11 protein-coding genes are annotated in these 16,579 nt (G+C 59.4%); 6 read left to right on the top strand and 5 right to left on the bottom strand.

The features are described from left to right. Positions 1-284: 284 nt before the first annotated feature. The 4 genes from GSQ90_RS25105 to GSQ90_RS25090 form a co-directional block, all read right to left on the bottom strand. On the bottom strand, positions 285-1,586 hold the full coding sequence (locus GSQ90_RS25105; RefSeq protein WP_158817700.1) for a WD40 repeat domain-containing protein: 1,302 nt from the start codon (positions 1,584-1,586) through the stop codon (positions 285-287). Further along, positions 1,583-2,131: a hypothetical protein gene (locus GSQ90_RS25100; RefSeq protein ID WP_158817699.1), complete on the bottom strand. Its 549-nt coding sequence runs from the start codon at positions 2,129-2,131 to the stop codon at positions 1,583-1,585. The genes GSQ90_RS25105 and GSQ90_RS25100 overlap by 4 nt, the downstream gene beginning before the upstream one ends. Positions 2,132-2,231: 100 nt before the next feature. Continuing rightward, positions 2,232-5,435 carry a matrixin family metalloprotease gene (locus GSQ90_RS25095; RefSeq protein WP_158817698.1) on the bottom strand — a complete coding sequence of 1,068 codons (3,204 nt, stop codon included), beginning with the start codon at positions 5,433-5,435 and terminating at the stop codon, positions 2,232-2,234. 900 nt (positions 5,436-6,335) lie between these two features. Then, complete coding sequence (locus GSQ90_RS25090; RefSeq protein ID WP_158817697.1) at positions 6,336-6,734, bottom strand: HlyD family secretion protein; 399 nt, start codon at positions 6,732-6,734, stop codon at positions 6,336-6,338. Positions 6,735-7,567: 833 nt separating this feature from the next. Between GSQ90_RS25090 and GSQ90_RS25085 the strand changes: the two genes are divergently transcribed. The 6 genes from GSQ90_RS25085 to GSQ90_RS25060 all read left to right on the top strand — a co-directional run bounded on the left by GSQ90_RS25085 (position 7,568) and on the right by GSQ90_RS25060 (position 14,979). Then, positions 7,568-8,863, top strand: coding sequence for an amidohydrolase family protein (locus GSQ90_RS25085; protein ID WP_158817696.1), 1,296 nt, complete (start codon positions 7,568-7,570; stop codon positions 8,861-8,863). Between the two features lie 142 nt (positions 8,864-9,005). Continuing rightward, the gene (locus GSQ90_RS25080; protein WP_158817695.1) at positions 9,006-9,992 is read left to right on the top strand and encodes a BMP family protein; all 987 of its coding nucleotides are present in this window, start codon (positions 9,006-9,008) and stop codon (positions 9,990-9,992) included. Positions 9,993-10,041: 49 nt separating this feature from the next. Beyond that, entirely contained in the window at positions 10,042-11,472 is a 1,431-nt protein-coding gene (locus tag GSQ90_RS25075; protein ID WP_158817694.1) for an amidase, read from the top strand. Next, positions 11,469-12,989 carry an ABC transporter ATP-binding protein gene (locus tag GSQ90_RS25070; RefSeq protein ID WP_158817693.1) on the top strand — a complete coding sequence of 507 codons (1,521 nt, stop codon included), beginning with the start codon at positions 11,469-11,471 and terminating at the stop codon, positions 12,987-12,989. The genes GSQ90_RS25075 and GSQ90_RS25070 overlap by 4 nt, the downstream gene beginning before the upstream one ends. Continuing rightward, a complete protein-coding gene (locus tag GSQ90_RS25065; RefSeq protein WP_158817692.1) occupies positions 12,989-14,038 on the top strand; it encodes an ABC transporter permease in 1,050 nt (349 codons plus the stop codon). Before GSQ90_RS25070 ends, GSQ90_RS25065 begins: the two co-directional genes overlap by 1 nt. Continuing rightward, on the top strand, positions 14,035-14,979 hold the full coding sequence (locus GSQ90_RS25060) for an ABC transporter permease (RefSeq protein WP_158817691.1): 945 nt from the start codon (positions 14,035-14,037) through the stop codon (positions 14,977-14,979). The genes GSQ90_RS25065 and GSQ90_RS25060 overlap by 4 nt, the downstream gene beginning before the upstream one ends. A 570-nt stretch (positions 14,980-15,549) precedes the next feature. Here the strand turns inward: GSQ90_RS25060 and GSQ90_RS25055 are convergent. Then, a complete protein-coding gene (locus GSQ90_RS25055) occupies positions 15,550-16,575 on the bottom strand; it encodes a ribose ABC transporter permease (protein ID WP_158817690.1) in 1,026 nt (341 codons plus the stop codon). Between the last annotated feature and the right edge of the window lie 4 nt (positions 16,576-16,579).

Here is a 16,579-nt window from a genome sequence, read left to right as displayed (position 1 = left end):
CTTCATTTTCCTCCGCCTCGCCTCGATCCGCCTCATGCTCCGAAAGCTATGTAATTAATCGCGAAGTTATGGGACGGACTCTCAGGCATGAGTGCGACGACAGCGCGCGCTTTTTGAAGGCTGGCGAGAAGCTCACGCAAAGGTTCAATCGAGAATGGTTCGGCGAGAGATTACGGTGACACGCCCGTATTTAACTAATTAGAAAGCAGATAACAGAAGGCGCGTTATAAGGTAAAGACGGGCGTGTCACCGTAATTCGTTGTCATCTCGATGGTCCTCCCTGTTTAAATGCCATTCTCAACTTGATATAGGTGTACGCCATCGCCGAATCCCTGAGCGATCATCGAACCGTCCGGCGAGAACAACATGGATGTCGTCGAGCTCTCCAAGGGACGTTCCTTGACGAGGCTGTCTTTTGTCGTCGGATCCCAAAAGTACAAGACCTTATGGACATCGAGAAACGCTATAAAATCTTGCCGCGGCGACCAAGCCATGAGGTGCGTGTCGTCTCCACCAGTAAAGCCACCAACAGAAGCAACTTCGCCGCCGTCCGACACTCTAAAGACACGGAGAGGGTCAGGGATTCCCGTATCGGTGCGAACTCCAACCCCCTCGGGCGCGTTGCTTCCACCGGGATAACGCCAGGAAACCCCGCCTCCGTGGGTAATGACCGACACCATCGACCCGTCGCGGCTAAAGTTCACCGCGGCGGCGTTCAAACCGAATTTGAGCTTTAGGTCAGAAAAAGTACTAATCGTGCGTATAATTTTCCACGACCCAACTTCGATGAGATCAATACGGGAATTCTGTCCACCGTAGGCGATTGCGAGCATTTTCCCATCTGGAGAAAATGCGATCGCGTCTGCCGCTGGCGATTCACTCTCGTCGCCAAAATGGACTTTGGTCACGAGCCGCCAATCGTCGGTCGAATAAATTCCGATTCGCCTCTCGATCGATTGATTGAACATGGTGAAATAGCTCGTCGCCACGAATTTCTGGTCTGGTGAAATCGCGGCCTTCCAGACGATGTTCTCTTGCCAGCGACCATCGGGGTTGAGTCCAGGAATATTTTTGATGACCTTCCCGGTGTCTGCGTCGAGCACAGACATGGCGACGCCTGTGATGGACGATAAATTTGAAGGATCGCTCGCCGACGGGCCAACCAAAATCTGACTGTGCCCGGACAGAAAACCTAGGACATTCGATTCTGTAATGGGAGAATTATTATACCGGGGCAATTCGTGCCGGACTGTCCCGTCAGAGCTCCAGATTTCAATTGCCGCGCCATTGCGTGCATAGGCGGCAACGCGCTGACCATCGGGGCTCCAGGCGAGCATCCACGTGCCGGACATCGCCTTAGGCCAAAGATAATGTTCGTTCGGCGCCGTCAGTGTTCTGACAAGGCGTAAACGAGATAACGACGAAGCGTCCGAAGGCGGCTTGACGAGAGCGGCCGCGTCCTGCGCCCTGACATCTTCCGATAGCCCGCAAGCGACGGTTGCCGAAACCGAGGCGATAATCGCATATGCCGCGAGTTGTCGTCGTTCGCGCATGCAACGGGACAAAGATTGAACGAGCGCCCTCATCTCTCCCTTAACCCTTCCTGCTTGTATCTAATGAGCGGCGAGAGGAGGTCCGAGATCACTCTCCTTTGCCCCGTCTTGATTTCGGCCGTGACCGCCATGCCCGGCTCCAGCGGCATGAGCTCCTGCTCGGTCTGAACGTCGGCCGCATCGAGAGCGACGTGGGCGATGTAGGTCGGTTGCCGTGACTGGCGCTCCTTTTCATCGCTTTCAGCATCGACGTCGTCCTTCCGCGACCCACGCGCGTCCATGCCGGAGGAGTCCTGCGCCGCGCCTTTCGACGAAATGATCGAGGCGCCGGCCTCTCGGCGATGTAAACCGAGCGAAAGGATTGACTCACGAATCTGCGAGCGCGTCGCGTCGCACCTCGCAGATAACTGAGCTTGCACTGACATCCGCGCGCTAGTCCAAAAGACCAGTGATGCGCAGTGAGCGGAAATATCCTCTTGTTGACCTATATTGACGAGCCTCGTCTCTTCTAATGCGGTTGTTTCGTCCTTCAACGTCGCAATGCCGACGTGAACGCTTATTGGGCTGAAGAATCGCATCAACTCGTTCCCCTCAGAGCGAGACGTTTGTGCCGTCGATAGCAGCCGAGGACGCCATCAAGTGACCTCGGCCGCGCTTTGTGGTTGCCGCTGCCTTTGTTCACTGATGGTGGAGCGGGGGCGCGAGTTGTGCGCTGAGGCTCTGCGACGCCGCGACGGAGCTAAACGCCGAACTCGCAGCCGCCGGCGCGCCGAACGCGGCCATCGTTTGAATCATCAACGCCGTCGAATAGGCGCCGCCGCTGGATGGCGTCGTCGTCTTATAAAGTGCGTCAACGTCGTTGACGTCCGTGGAGTCTAGCGTCGTGTTGCTCGGGCCGAGCAACGGATACATGACTGAATTGGGATCTGATGTTTCCGAGATTCCCAGGACGTGGCCGATTTCGTGCAGCGCGGTTTGAAGGAGTGTGGTCTGCGTCCCGGCATAGGTCAGCGCGCCGTCGGCGCCCGCGATTAGCGGGTCCTCGCTGGGGTCTTCAAGCCGGACGAGCAAGGACTGCGCCTGCCCTCCGCTTATACCGGCATAACTCGTATACCCGACCGTGCCGCTGACGTTGGTTTCGAAGTCGCCCCAGCCGATTTGGAAATCCGCCGCGGATGAATTGGCAACCTGCTGGAACGTCACGCCCGTAGCCGCCGACCATGTCTGGAGCGCCTGTTCGATGATCGCCTGATACTGGGCCTGAACAGCGTCGCTGACCGGATTTGCCCCTGTGTCGGAGGGTGAAGCGAAGCTCCAAGTTATAACTGAGCCCGGCGCCCATTGGATTCCGTTAAAGGGCGATGGCTGCGTCCCTGTAGCTTGCGCCGCCGCGGCGATGGCATGATTAGTTCGGCTCCAGGCTGCGTCCGCCGTCGTTGCCGCCGCCTTAAATCCATGGCTGACATCATATTGGGCGATGACATTCATCGCGCGGGCAACGCCCGCTGCTACGCCGCTCGAGCCCCCGCCGCTTGAGCCCCCGTCCCCATCCCCATCGCCGCCATCCCCACCGTCGCCATCGCCACCCCCATCGCCTCCGCCGCTTCCCGTGGACGTCGTGCCGTTGTAGTCGGTCGTATCGCTCGAATTGCCATCGAACACATCGTCTGTTCCCACGATATCGACATCGTCGTTGCTACCTTCATAAATTGTTTCGTCGCTGGCGTTAATTGTCTCGCCCGTCAGCCCGGCCCCAACGTAAATATTCCCGTCCGCCGCGGTGATGGTCTGGTTAGAAGCCGTTAGATTGACCGCTGAATCTCCGCTAACGCTTGCGCTCGTGCCGGCGCCATCGAGATTGACTGTGCTGCCGGTGGTAGCGACCGCGTTGCCGGCTCCAGCCAGCGTTATGTTGCTATAGGTCCCGACAGTCATCGTGTTGCTGTTGCCGGTAAGATCGAACGAGACATTGTTGAACGTGTCGACCGATTCGCTCGACGCCGCGACGTTGATGCCCGTTCCAACGATGCCGAAATAACCGCCGGTGCCGGTGATCGTCGTCGACGTATTGCTCCCCAGATTAATCGCATCGCCGGAGACGTCGTTGCCGATCACATTGCCCGCGCCACTATTGACCAGCACATAGTCGTATCCATTCAAATTGAGGGTATTGCCGTTGCCATTAACCTGAGCGGTATCGTACTGACCGTCGCTGATCGTGTCGCCGCTAGCCGTCACGTTGAAGGATCGATCCCCGGAGCCGCCAGAGACCGCACTTCCCCCGGTCGAGCCACCGTTCAAGTCGAGCGTCTGACCAGCCGTCGTCAAATTGATCTGATCCGTGCTTGTACCGCCGGTCACCGTCGCGCTCGTGCCTGAGCCATCGAGATTGAGTGTGCTGTCGGTGGTGGTGACCGCGTTGCCCGTTCCCGCCAGCGTTATGCCACTACCGGTTCCGACCGTCATCGTGTTGCTGTTGCCCGTCAGGTCGAACGAGACATTGTTGATTGTGTCGACCGATTCACTCGACGCCGTGACGTCGATGCCCGTTCCGACAACGCCGAAATAACCACCAGTCCCGGTGATCGTCGTCGACGTATTGCTCTCCAGATTGACCGCGTCGCCCGAGACGTCGTTGTTAATCACATTGCCCGTGCCGGTATTGATCAACGCGTAGTCATAAAGGCTCAGGTTGAGTTCGTTGTTGGCGCCGTTCAATGAAATGGAATTGTACTGACCAGCGTTGATCGTAACGCCGTTGCCTGACACGCTGAAAGACGGATCGCCGGGGCCGCCAGAGGCCGCACTCCCGCCAGTCGACGCGCCGTTTAAGTCGAGCGTCTGACCAGACGCGGTCGAATTGATCTGGTCCGTGCTCGTCCCGCCGGTAACCGTCGCGCTCGTGCCGGAGCCATCGAGATTGAGTGTGCTGTCGGTCGCGGTGACCGCGTTGCCCGTTCCCGTAAGGGTGGCGGAAGAATTAGAAGCAAGAGTCAGAATGTTCAAGTCGCCGGTGACCGAAGCCAACGACCCCGCGGCGAGACTCACGCTGGCGTAGCTTATGTATACATTGTCGCCAGAGCCGTTAATGGTCTCAGACGACGCTTCATCGCCGTCGAATGCGATTGAGTCGGTATAAGCGACGCTGCCGTCTGTGTTGTAACCGGTAGTTGAGACGCTCGATCCATCCGCACTGGTGATCGTCTGCCGCGCAACCGCTCCTCCGCTTGTGTAATCGGTCTCGATATAAGAACCGTCCGATTGTAGTTGGATTTGGCCTGTAATGGCGCCAACGGAATTTTCAGCGACCATGGACTGATAAACAGGTGTTCCGTTGCTAGCTGTGGTTTCGGTTGTTGTTAGAGAAGATCCGTCAGAATTTTCAGTGTGATTTTGAACTCCAGAGGATGTCCAACCTGACAGCATCTCGTTGATATCTTGATCGGAAAATCCCAGAGCTGCCATTCCCTGTCTGAAATATGTTATATCGGATTGATCAACGGTAGCTCCAATTGCGTCCGCCAAATTCATCTCATCCGCGTAAAACATAGGATCATGCGGAGTGGTTGAACCGGGATCATTGGGAAACAGTACGTGCGTCAATTCATGAAGTATACTTCCCTGCAACGTTGCGTCATAATTAGTATAGTCGAAATTTTGATTGATCCAAACCGACGGGGTTGAGGAGCTCCCATTGTGGGTGAGGCCTGTCCCGTTAGTAGCGCCCCACGTAGCTGCAACAATTGCATTAGCAGTAAACGTAATGGTAACGTTGCTTGTCACGACGCCAGTGGTATTTAACGCGTTGACAATGGAATTTACAGCGTTTTGCGTAGCTTGCGAGACAGTAGAATCAAATTTAGCTGTAATCTGATTTGACATTTTATATCGCCTCTTAGCTGATTATACTATTACTATAAACTTAATGACTCAGACTATAATCATAGATACAGTAGTGCAGGCTGTGATCGCTGTTATTCATCCAAACGCTCCGGAATGGGCCGCACCAAGAACGGAACCTCCGGAGGAACTAAGGGCTGCTTTGGGTTTCTCAAATAGTCACTCTCCGTTATCAAAAAGACCGCGCCGTTATCTTCTCTAAATCTCCATACTTTCGCCCTAAGGGGCCCGTCCGGAGGCTCTAAAGAATGACAACGGCTAGCGGAATTAATCTTATTATCTGAAATATAATATGCATATCTTATATCAATAAATCTAGATATTATATACGGCGAATTATCGTCAGTATGTAACTGTATATATGACTCCAGGTAAGGTTTCGAACATTCCTTATCGTTTTCATAGACCGCTTGTTCAACCATAAACGATCTGCAGAATCGAAATTCTCTACGATCTAGATCGATCGTCGCAATATGCGTGTGCTTATCCCCGCTAAATACCAAGAGCTTGCAATCATTATTGTCGCAAGGCGGAGAACCGACCAACTCAAATTCTACGCCGAGGGCAGATTTGTTCCCGGGATTTAGACCCATTGCAGACAGTTTCGCATCCTCTATCGATCTTGGAGCGTAGTACATTGGCTTTGTATCAAATACGTTATCTTTACATACCATACTATCCGCTGCCGCATTGCATGGATCGATGAAAATCATCCATCCAAGCAAGATGGATGATGCTGCAGCTACCCGCGTAGATTTATTTGGAGAATACTGCCGATATTCTACATGTCCAGATGTACGTATCTGAGGAATTTCATTCAAAGCGCTCGGTTTCATGTCTGTAATCCTCGTCTGACGCTTTTCGACAAAAGTAGGCGCTTCCTCATCTCTCCCTCAACCCATCCTGTTTGTACCGCAGCAGCGGCGACAGCAGATAGCTGATCACGGACCGTCTCCCTGTCTTGATTTTCGCGGTCACCGCCATGCCGGGCTCCAGCGGAGCAAAACCATTCTCCGTCTGAATACCCATCGCTGCGAGTGCGACATGCGCGACATAGGTCGGCTGCCGCGACTGGCGCTCCTTCTCGTCGCTTTCAGTGTCGGAATCGTCCTTACGCGAACCGCGCGCATCGACACTCGAATCTTGCGGTGTGACGACATCCTGGCTTACGCTCGCGACGATGCCATGCAGCAACCCATTGCGCGTGAAGGTGAAGGCCTCGACCTTGATCTCGACCTCCTGCCCCTTATGAACAAAGCCGACGTCCTTGTTAACCAGCATCGCCTCAATCTCCAGGCCGGTCCCTTTGGGGACACCCTGAGTTACTGTGCCGGCGTGACGATGCTGTCGAGCGTATGGGCGGCGAGTTGTTACACCGTGCCGTCGACGGGCACGCGCAAAGTCCAGGCCACGTTTCAATACGAATTTCCGCATGTCTTCTTGATGTTCGTTGGCCTGGATTTCGGCCTTCGACAGGTCGGAATTACGGTGACACGCTCGTCTTTACCTTATAACGCGCCTTCTGTTATCTGCTTTCTAATTAGTTAAATACGGGCGTGTCACCGTAACCTTGGTAACCTTGGCCGGTGCGGGCGCCGTCCACACCATCACCGTAACTACCGGCAGTAGAGCAGATCGTGCCGAAGCTCGTTCAGAACGAGCAGCCGACTTCGCACGCAGAAACAGCACAGCCCGTTCGATAACTTCCAAAAGGCGTACGCTTCGATTGTTTCTCAGCGTCACCCACTCGCCAGTATCATTGAACGTATGCTCGCCGAACGTGAAGTGAAATTACGGTGACACAAATTACGGTGACACGCCCGTCTTTACCTTATAACGCGCCTTCTGTTATCTGCTTTCTAATTAGTTAAATACGGGCGTGTCACCGTAACCCTCGTAACCCCAATTAGCCGTGTCTCACGAGAGGGGCGCAGTCCACAGTAATTCCACTTGTCGCCGCGTCGCTCTCCGCCAGAATTACAGTGACGCCTGTCGCCCTAATTCGCTCTATCGTTCGAACAATTTAGCGGCAAATATGCTGCGCTCACGCAGTTCGGATGAGAGCCAAGCATTGAACCGCATGCGCGTCCTCCCCCTCTCCACCCGGAGCCCTCATGTTCGAATTGATCGTGCGTCACGCCAATCTTCCCGATGGCCGTTCCGGCGTCGATATCGGCGTCAGCGGGGGGCGGATCGCGGCCATCGAAACGGCGATCGCCGCGACAGCGGCCCGCGAAATCGACGCCGCCGGACGGCTTGTGACGCCGCCTTTCGTCGATCCGCATTTCCATATGGATGCGACGCTTTCGCTGGGCCTGCCCCGGCTTAATCGGTCCGGCACGCTGCTGGAGGGGATCGCGCTTTGGGGCGAGCTGAAGCCGCTGCTGACCGTGGAAGCTCTTGTCGATCGTGCGTTGCGCTATTGCGATCTGGCGGTCGCCCAGGGGCTGCTGGCGATCCGCAGCCACGTCGACGTCAGCGATCCGCGTCTCGTCACCGTTGAGGCGATGCTCGAAGTGCGCGAGCGGGTGAAACCCTATCTCGATCTGCAACTTGTGGCGTTCCCTCAGGATGGCTATCTCAGGGCGCCCGGCGTGATCGAGGCGCTCGACCGGGCGCTCGACATGGGTGTCGACGCAGTTGGCGGCATTCCGCATTTCGAGCGCACCATGGAAGATGGCGCGGAGTCTCTCCGCAGGCTTTGCCGCATCGCCGCCGAGCGTGGACTGCCCGTCGACATCCATTGTGACGAAACCGACGATCCGTTGTCGCGTCATATCGAAACCTTGGCGGCGGAGACGATGCGCCACGGCCTCCAAGGCCGCGTCGCCGGGTCGCATCTCACCTCGATGCATTCCATGGACAATTATTACGTCTCGAAATTGATCCCGCTGATCAAGGAAGCCGGGATCCATGCGATCCCCAATCCGCTCATCAACATCACCTTGCAGGGGCGCCATGACTCCTATCCGAAACGCCGCGGCATGACGCGGGTGCCCGAACTGATGGCGGCCGGGGTGAACGTCGCGCTTGGCCACGACTGCGTGATGGATCCCTGGTACTCCATGGGGTCCGGCGATATGCTCGAGGTCGCCCATATGGCCGTTCACGTCGGTCAGATGACCTCGATTACGGCCGTCAGGTCGATCTTCGACGCGATCACCGTGAATTCCGCAAAAGCGCTCGGGCTCGAAAGCTACGGGCTCGCGGTGGGTCGCCATGCGGATTTCGTTGTTCTGCAGGCGCGCGACCCGATTGAGGCGATCCGGTTGAAAGCGCACCGGCTCGCGGTCGTACGGCGCGGAAAAGTCATTGCCCAATCCGCGCCGAAAGTGACGACGCTGATGCTCAACGGCCGGCCGCAGCAAGTCGACGCGTCCGCCTACGCTCCGCCTGTGGATCGCCAATAGACTGGCGCGGCGTTGTGCAATGCCTGCACAGTCCATGAGCTTGACATCGCATCGACCGGGTGGGAGCTTAATTTGACCGATTGGTCAGGTTTTGGGCTGGCCTACCGTTCGCCAATGCGAGCAAGCGCCATCGAAAGGGATGATGATCATGTCTTGGGAGCTTTCGCGGCGCTCGTTTCTCGTGACGTCGACGGTCGGCAGTTTGGCGCTTTCCGCGCGCGGCGCCTTTGCAGACGCAAAGCTGAAAGTCGCCTGCATCCATGCCTCGCCGGTAGAGAACGCATGGAATTCGCGCCTGCACGAGGCGCTCCAGGCCGCCGCCAAGGATGGCGCCATCGATTACGTCTTCTCCGAGGGTGTCTCCGGAACCGACTACCCGCGCGCCATGCGCGAATATGCCGATCAAGGCAATAAGCTGATTTTGGGCGAATCCTATGCGGTCGAGACGGAGGCGCGCCAGGTCGCGGCCGACTATCCGGACACGGCGTTCCTGATGGGTTCGAGCGGCAAGCCGTCCGGCAAGAATTTCGGCACGTTCGCCACCAGAACCGAGGAAGCTTGCTATCTCACGGGTATGCTTGCGGCGACGCTGAGCAAGACTGTAAAATTTGGCGCGGTCGGAGCTATTCCGATCCCGGAAGTCAATATTGAGATCAACGCCTTTCGTGCGGGCGTGAGGGAAATCCGTCCCGATGCGAAGTTCCTGATCGGCTTCATCGGCACTTTCTTCGATCCGCCAAAGGCGCGGGAATCCGGCCTCGCCCAGATCGACGCCGGCGCCGACATCTTGTTCGGCGAGCGCATCGGCACCGCCGACGCCGCCAAGGAAAAGGGCGTCAAGTCGATTGGCGCTCTGCTCGACTATACGCCGCGTTATCCCGCCACCGTATTCGCCAATGCCGTATGGTACTTCCGGCCAATCCTCAACGCGGCGATCGCGGACGTGAAAGCGGGCGTCAAGACCGGCAAGGATTACACGGCCTTTAGCGCGATGAAGGAAGGCGGCAACGACATCGTCTTCACAGCTTCTGCGATTGCGCCGGACGCGGTCGCCAAGATGGAGGCCAAGCGCGCCGCGATGAAGGCGGGCAGTTTTGTCGTTCCGCTCGATCCAAGCGAACCTACATAATAGGCTTGTCGGTCCGACGTGTTTCGCGTCGCGCCAGGAGCGTCGATCCATGGGTGAATCCGCCGAACCGGACGATGGTCTCGGTCTCGGCGCGGCGATTGGCGCCGGCGCGACAACCGCCGTCGCCGCCATGGAGGCGGCGGTGGAGCGGGCGAGGGCTTCCGAGCATCTTGGCGCCGTCACGCATCTTTCTCCTGGCCTCGGTTTGGCGAGAGCCGCCGCGATTGACGCGGGGCTGAGACGTGGCCCCGCCAATGCTGCGGCCCAACCATTCCTCGGCGTGCCGTTTCTCATGAAGGATCTCGGCGCGGCGGCGAAAGGACTTCCCCTCATCTGCGGTTCGCGATCAATCGCCCCACAATTGGCGCAAGCCGATTCAGAACTCGCCGCTCGATTTTGGAATTCAGGTCTTGCGCCCTTCGGTGTCACGACGACGCCGGAGTTTGGCCTGGCATTGTCGAGCGAACCGGCGATCGGGCCTGTGGCGCGCAATCCGCTCGACCCAAGTCTTACCCCCGGCGGGTCGTCCGGCGGAGCCGCGGCGGCGGTCGCAGCCGGCATCGTGGCGCTCGCCCATGCGACGGATGCCGGCGGCTCTATTCGCGTGCCCGCCGCCTGTTGCGGTCTCGTCGGGTTGAAGCCGAGCCGAGGCGCGATCCCCGGCGGTCCCGCCTTCGGCAATCATCTCAGCGGTCTTGCGACCGAGCTTGTCGTCAGCCGATCGTTGCGCGATGCGGCCGCGGCGCTTGATCGGTGCGCCGGCGCGGGACAGGGGCCGTTCCCCGATCCCGATCTTGGCGGACCCGTTCTCGCCTCCCTCGACGAGGCTCCGGAGGGCCTCACCATCGGCGTCTGCGTCGATGCGGGAGCGACCGCGGTCGCTGCCGCGAACAGCGACGCGATCCGCCACGCGGCCGAAGTATTGCGGCGGGCCGGGCACAAGATCGTCGATGTCGATTCGAAATTGCTCGGAAAACTGGCGCGAGACGCCGAGATGGTTTTCGGTCGGGTGATCTGCGTAAACTTGGCGGGGTTTCTCGACGATCTCTCGAATGTCGAGCCTCTCTCGGCGGCCGTTGTGCGTCGCGGGCGGCTGATCAGCGCGCGCGAGCTGCAGGCGACGGAGATGATCGCCGTTCAGATTGCCCATGCCATGTGGCGGCTGTTCGACGAGGTCGACGTCCTGATGACGCCGATGCTCAGCGGGCCGCCGCCGCCGATCGGATCCTTCCCGATGGATCACGAAGATGTCGAGCTTCAATGGCGGCGGATGGCGGCGTTCGCGCCCTTCGCCACGCTCGCCAATGTCGCCGGCGTCCCGGCGCTCTCGATCCCGCACGGCGAAGCCGATGGGTTGCCGCTTTCGGTGCAACTGATCGGACCGATGGCCAGCGATGGGCTGCTGCTGCGGCTCGCCCGTCAATTGCAAACCGCGACGCCCTGGCGGTTCAAAACCACGATTGCTGGTTGGCCGCAATGAGCGAAGCCGAAATTGTTCTGAGCCTCGAAGGGGTCACCAAGCGCTTCGATGCGCTCCTGGCGAACGATGGGATTTCGCTGACGCTTAGGCGCGGCGAACTGCTTGCTCTGCTCGGCGAAAACGGCGCGGGCAAGACGACGCTGATGAACATCCTTTTCGGGCATTATGTCGCAGATTCGGGGCGCGTCTTCGCTTTCGGCAAGGAATTGCCGCCGGGCAGGCCGCGCGCGGCGATCGCGGCCGGCATCGGCATGGTGCATCAGCATTTCGCGCTTGCCGCCAATTTGACCGTGCTCGAAAACATCATCGCGGGCACAGAGGACCTCCGCCGTTTGCGCTCCGATCGCGCCGCCGCGCGGGTAAAACTGGCCGAGATCGCGGAACGCTTTGGACTCGCCATCGATCCGGACGCCCGTGTCGGCGACCTCTCGGTCGGCGAGCGCCAGCGTGTCGAGATTCTGAAAGCGCTTTACCGCGACGCCCGCATTCTGATCCTCGACGAACCGACGGCGGTCCTGACTCATCAAGAGGCCGAGAAGCTCTACGTCACTCTGCGCACAATGGCGCAGAAAGGCTTATCGCTCATTTTTATCTCGCATAAGCTTCATGAAGTGTTGGCCGCCGCCGATCGGGTCGTTGTGCTGCGCGGCGGCAAGGTGGTTGCCGAGCGGCGCGCCGCCGACACCAGCCGGAATGAACTCGCTGAACTCATGATAGGCCGGCGCGTCACCCGGCCGATACGTGAGGCGCAGACGCCGGGCGACGTGGCGATGCGAGCGCAGGGCGTGGACGTCCTTGTTGGCGGCGTCAAACGGCTTTCCGACATTGCGTTCGAATTACGCGCAGGCGAGACGCTTGGCGTCATCGGCGTGTCGGGCAACGGACAATCGGCGCTCGGCGAATTGGCAGGCGGTCTCGCCAGAGCGGCGGCCGGAAGCTTCGAACTTTTCGGCAAACCTGTCGGCAAGATCGGGCCGCGCGATTTCGTGGCCCTCGGCGTCAGCCGCATTCCGGAGGATCGCAACGGCAGCGGCGCCGTCGGCGAAATGACGATCTGGGAAAACGCAATCATGGAGCGGGTGCGCTCGGTCCGCTTCTCGCTGGCCGGTTTCGTGCGACGTGGCGCGGCGCGGGCATTTGCGCGGACCATTATCGAGCGGTTCGATGTGCGCGGCGGCGGCCCGGATTCGCCGATACGGCTGCTCTCGGGCGGCAACATGCAGAAGTTGATTTTAGGCCGCAATCTCGAAACCGCGCCGCGCGTCCTCATCGCCGCTCAGCCGACGCGCGGGCTTGACGAAGGCGCCGTCGCCGCGGTGCATGCCGAAATCCTCGCCGCCCGGCGCGCCGGCTCCGCCGTGATGCTGATTTCGGAAGATCTCGACGAAATCATAGAATTGGCTGATCGGGTGCAGGCGATCGTCAAGGGGCGTCTGTCGCCGCCTATTCCGGTCGCCGAAGCCGATCCTCGCCGACTTGGCTTGATGATGGCCGGCGACTGGAAGGACGCAGCCTAATGCGCCTCGAGCGACGCGCCTATGTGCCCTTCACGCTGGCCCTTGCGGCTCCGATCGGCGCCGTCGTCGTGTCGCTGGCGCTGGCGGCCCTGTTGATCGCTCTTGCCGGAGCGCCTGTCGTCGAAGCCTATCGACGCATGCTGATTGGCGCATTCGGCTCGCAGCTTTCCATCACGGAAACGCTGACGCGGGCGACGCCGCTGATTCTGACCGGGCTGGCCGCCGCGGTAGCCTTTCGGGCGAGGCTGTGGAACATCGGCGGCGAAGGACAATTCTATATGGGCGCCTTAACGGCGGCCTTTTTCGGTTCGAAATATGGGCCGCAATTGCCGAGCGTCGCTCTGATCCCGGCGTTGATGATCGCGGGCGCCGTTGCTGGCGCGATCCTTCTGCTCGTTCCCCTCGTGCTTCGCCTGAAGTTCGGCGTTGACGAGGTTGTCACGACATTGCTTCTCAATTTTGTCGCGGTGCTTTTCGTTTCCATGATGATCGAAGGGGCGCTGAGGGATCCGCTCGCGTTCGGGTGGCCCCAGTCGGCGCCGATTGTCGACGACGCGTTCTTGCCCAAGCTCGTCGCCCATACGCGCCTCCATCTGGGACTCGTGGTCGCGGTCGGGTTGGCGGTCGTTCTTTGGATGGTGCAGACACGCACAGTGTTCGGTCTTGAAAGCCGCGCGGCAGGCCTGAATCCGCAAGCAGCGAGTTTTGCCGGCGTCTCGCTTGGCGCCGTCCTGGTGACCGTCGCCTGCGTCTCGGGCGGCCTCGCGGGGCTTGCGGGCGCGATCGAAGTGATGGGCGTCAAAGGCTACGCCACCACCGATCTTTCGCCAGGCTACGGCTATAGCGGCATCGTTGTCGCCATGCTCGCCGGTCTGCATCCTCTTGGTGTCGTGGCGGCGGCTGTGTTTGTCGCCACGATGTTTGTCGGCGCTGACGGAATGAGCCGCGCTCTCGGCGTGCCGAGCTATATAGCGGATGTCATCGTGGCTCTGTCGCTGCTCACCATGCTGGTGGCGCTGCTTCTGACCAATTATCGGATCCGGCGATGATGGAGGCGCTCGACGTTTTCGCCAACGCGGGGCTTTGGGCCGCCGTTCTCCGAATCGCGACGCCACTCATTTTCGGCACGCTTGGCGAACTGATCTCGGAGCGGGCTGGCGTTCTTAATCTTGGCATCGAAGGCGTCATGACGTTTGGCGCGATGATCGGGTGGCTGACCGTCTATCATGGCGGCGATCTTTGGCTCGGCGTTCTGGCCGCTGGGTTGAGCGGCGCCGTCTTCGGCCTGCTGCATGCAATCATGACCGTGCCGCTTGGCCTGTCGCAGCACGTGACCGGACTGGGCGTCACGTTGTTCGCCTCGAGCCTCGCCTATTTCATCTTCCGTCTCGCCGTGCCGGTGTCGGGGACGCCGCCGACGATCCTGCCGTTTCAGGTTCTGCACATTCCGGTGCTGTCGGATTTGCCATTCCTTGGCCAGGCCGTTTTCAGCCAGACCGCGCCAACCTATCTGGCGATCGCACTGGCCCTCGTCGCGACCTATGTGCTTGCGCGGACGCCTCTTGGCCTTGCGATCCGGATCGTGGGCGAGAATCCACATGCCGCGGAGGCCCAGGGCATCGATCCAATCAAAGTGCGGATCGTGGCGGTCGTGGCCGGCAGCGCGCTGATGGCTATCGGCGGTTCCTTCCTGACGCTCTCCGCCTTCAACAGCTTCTTTCCGACCATGGTTCAGGGGCGGGGCTGGATCTCGATCGCGTTGGTCGTGTTCTCCTCTTGGCGGCCGGAGCGGGCGCTGATTGGGGCTCTCCTCTTTGCCTTGTTCGACGCTTATCAGCTCCGCCTGCAGCATATTGTCGGAAAGGCCGTCCCGTATCAGGTGTTTCTGATGATCCCCTATCTCATGTCGATCGTCGCGCTGTTGGCGATGGCGCGGCGCGCGCGCGTGCCCCAGGCGCTGATGCAGCCGTTCCGACGCGGAGAGCGGTAACGTCTCGCTCAATCCCTGTTTATTTCTTCCGCCTCGCTTTGCAGCTCGCCGGTCGCGCCCCGTTATGGCGGCGATGGCGCGACGCGATAGGGCGATGTCCCGGTCGGTTTGCCCGGCCCCCTCTGGGGTTATCTCTCAAGCAAAATCCGTAAATAAATCAGACATAAAACAAAATATCATTCGCCCCACCTCCATCATTGTCAGCGGCTAATGGAGAGACGCCCGCGAATCTGGAACTCTGGTGATCTTGTGGAACTCAATCAAATTCACGGTCAAACAAAAGCATTTCCACGCGCCGACGGAGAATTGAATAACTGGACGCTGCTCGTTGACAGTTTGTGGGTGTTCTTGACGATCCTGGGATGCGCAATCTTATTGACGCTCTTGGGAGTTGTCTATTTCGGCTGGTGTCTCCACCAGATCGCGCGGCGTCTGTGGTCCCATCTTTTTGTTCAGTTCGACTAATGCCGGCGCCGGCGCTGTCCACGCCATCCCCTAATTGCACCGTCCGGGAGTTGATGCCGGCGATCAAGATCAGGTGCGAACCCAAAGCATCGCGATCGCCGAGTTTTACGTTCGAGCATTGCCAGACGTTCGGAGGCGATCGAGAGCGACGGCGCCGATGATCACCAGGCCTTTGATGATGAACTGCCAGATGTCGGAGACTCCGGTCAGGATAAGTCCGTTTGAAAGCACCGCTATGATCAGCGCGCCGACCAGCGTGCCCCAGATCGAGCCGATGCCGCCGACAAAACTGGTGCCGCCAAGAATCACCGCGGCTATGGCGTCGAGCTCGTAGGATTGGCCGACCTGGAGACCGTTCGCCGCGTATAATTTTGCGGCGGACATCGCTCCGCCTAGGCCCGCCAGCAATCCTGACATGCCGTAAACGAAGAGGGAGATCGACCATACTTTGACGCCGGCAAGGCGCGCGGCTTCAGGATTGCCGCCCACGGCGTAGACGCGCATGCCCAGCACAGTGCGGCGCAGGATCACCCAGGAAACCACCACGGTCGCGAGCGCAATGATGACGAGCCAGGGCACGCCAAAAAGGGCGCCGTTGCCGAGGAATGCGAAGGGGAGATCGGCATTGAAGATCGTGTTGTCATGACCGAACAGTCGAGCAAGACCGCGCACGGACGTCATCGTGCCTAGCGTGACGATGAAAGGCGGCAAGCGCAAGAACGCGATGAGCGCGCCATTGATCAGTCCGAGCGCGCCGCCGCCGATCAAAGCCACGAGTACCCCCAACATGCCCCAACCGGGGATAAGCGAGGCGATCATGGCGAGCATGGCCGAGGCCGCGAGCACTGAGCCCACCGACAGGTCGATGCCGCCAGTGAGGATGACGAAGGTCATGCCCGCGGCGAGCACCGTATTGATCGAGGCTTGCTGCGTCACGATCGACAGGTTGTTCCAGGACATGAAGCGGCCGTCCGCCCAGGATAAGCCGCCCGTCTCGACATAGCCGGACAGAATTTGGAACAGGATCGCGATCAGCACCAAAGCTGGCAGCATGCCAAGTCCGCGCAGATTGCCGGCCAGGGCCGGGTTGCGGCGTTTAGCCTCCGCCGCGGAGGAATGGGTTGATGTCATCGCG

The sequence above is a fragment of the Methylocapsa sp. S129 genome, assembly GCF_009765995.1.
GTDB lineage: Bacteria > Pseudomonadota > Alphaproteobacteria > Rhizobiales > Beijerinckiaceae > Roseiarcus.
This window is presented reverse-complemented; position numbering and strand designations above follow the sequence as displayed.

Excerpts from the sequence above, each read along its gene's own strand:
- GSQ90_RS25105 (WP_158817700.1), bottom strand. The coding sequence starts at position 1,586 with ATGAGGGCGCTCGTTCAATCTTTGTCCCGTTGCATGCGCGAACGACGA.
- GSQ90_RS25100 (WP_158817699.1), bottom strand. The coding sequence starts at position 2,131 with ATGCGATTCTTCAGCCCAATAAGCGTTCACGTCGGCATTGCGACGTTG.
- GSQ90_RS25095 (WP_158817698.1), bottom strand. The coding sequence starts at position 5,435 with ATGTCAAATCAGATTACAGCTAAATTTGATTCTACTGTCTCGCAAGCT.
- GSQ90_RS25090 (WP_158817697.1), bottom strand. The coding sequence starts at position 6,734 with ATGCTGGTTAACAAGGACGTCGGCTTTGTTCATAAGGGGCAGGAGGTC.
- GSQ90_RS25085 (WP_158817696.1), top strand. The coding sequence starts at position 7,568 with ATGTTCGAATTGATCGTGCGTCACGCCAATCTTCCCGATGGCCGTTCC.
- GSQ90_RS25080 (WP_158817695.1), top strand. The coding sequence starts at position 9,006 with ATGATCATGTCTTGGGAGCTTTCGCGGCGCTCGTTTCTCGTGACGTCG.
- GSQ90_RS25075 (WP_158817694.1), top strand. The coding sequence starts at position 10,042 with ATGGGTGAATCCGCCGAACCGGACGATGGTCTCGGTCTCGGCGCGGCG.
- GSQ90_RS25070 (WP_158817693.1), top strand. The coding sequence starts at position 11,469 with ATGAGCGAAGCCGAAATTGTTCTGAGCCTCGAAGGGGTCACCAAGCGC.
- GSQ90_RS25065 (WP_158817692.1), top strand. The coding sequence starts at position 12,989 with ATGCGCCTCGAGCGACGCGCCTATGTGCCCTTCACGCTGGCCCTTGCG.
- GSQ90_RS25060 (WP_158817691.1), top strand. The coding sequence starts at position 14,035 with ATGATGGAGGCGCTCGACGTTTTCGCCAACGCGGGGCTTTGGGCCGCC.
- GSQ90_RS25055 (WP_158817690.1), bottom strand. The coding sequence starts at position 16,575 with ATGACATCAACCCATTCCTCCGCGGCGGAGGCTAAACGCCGCAACCCG.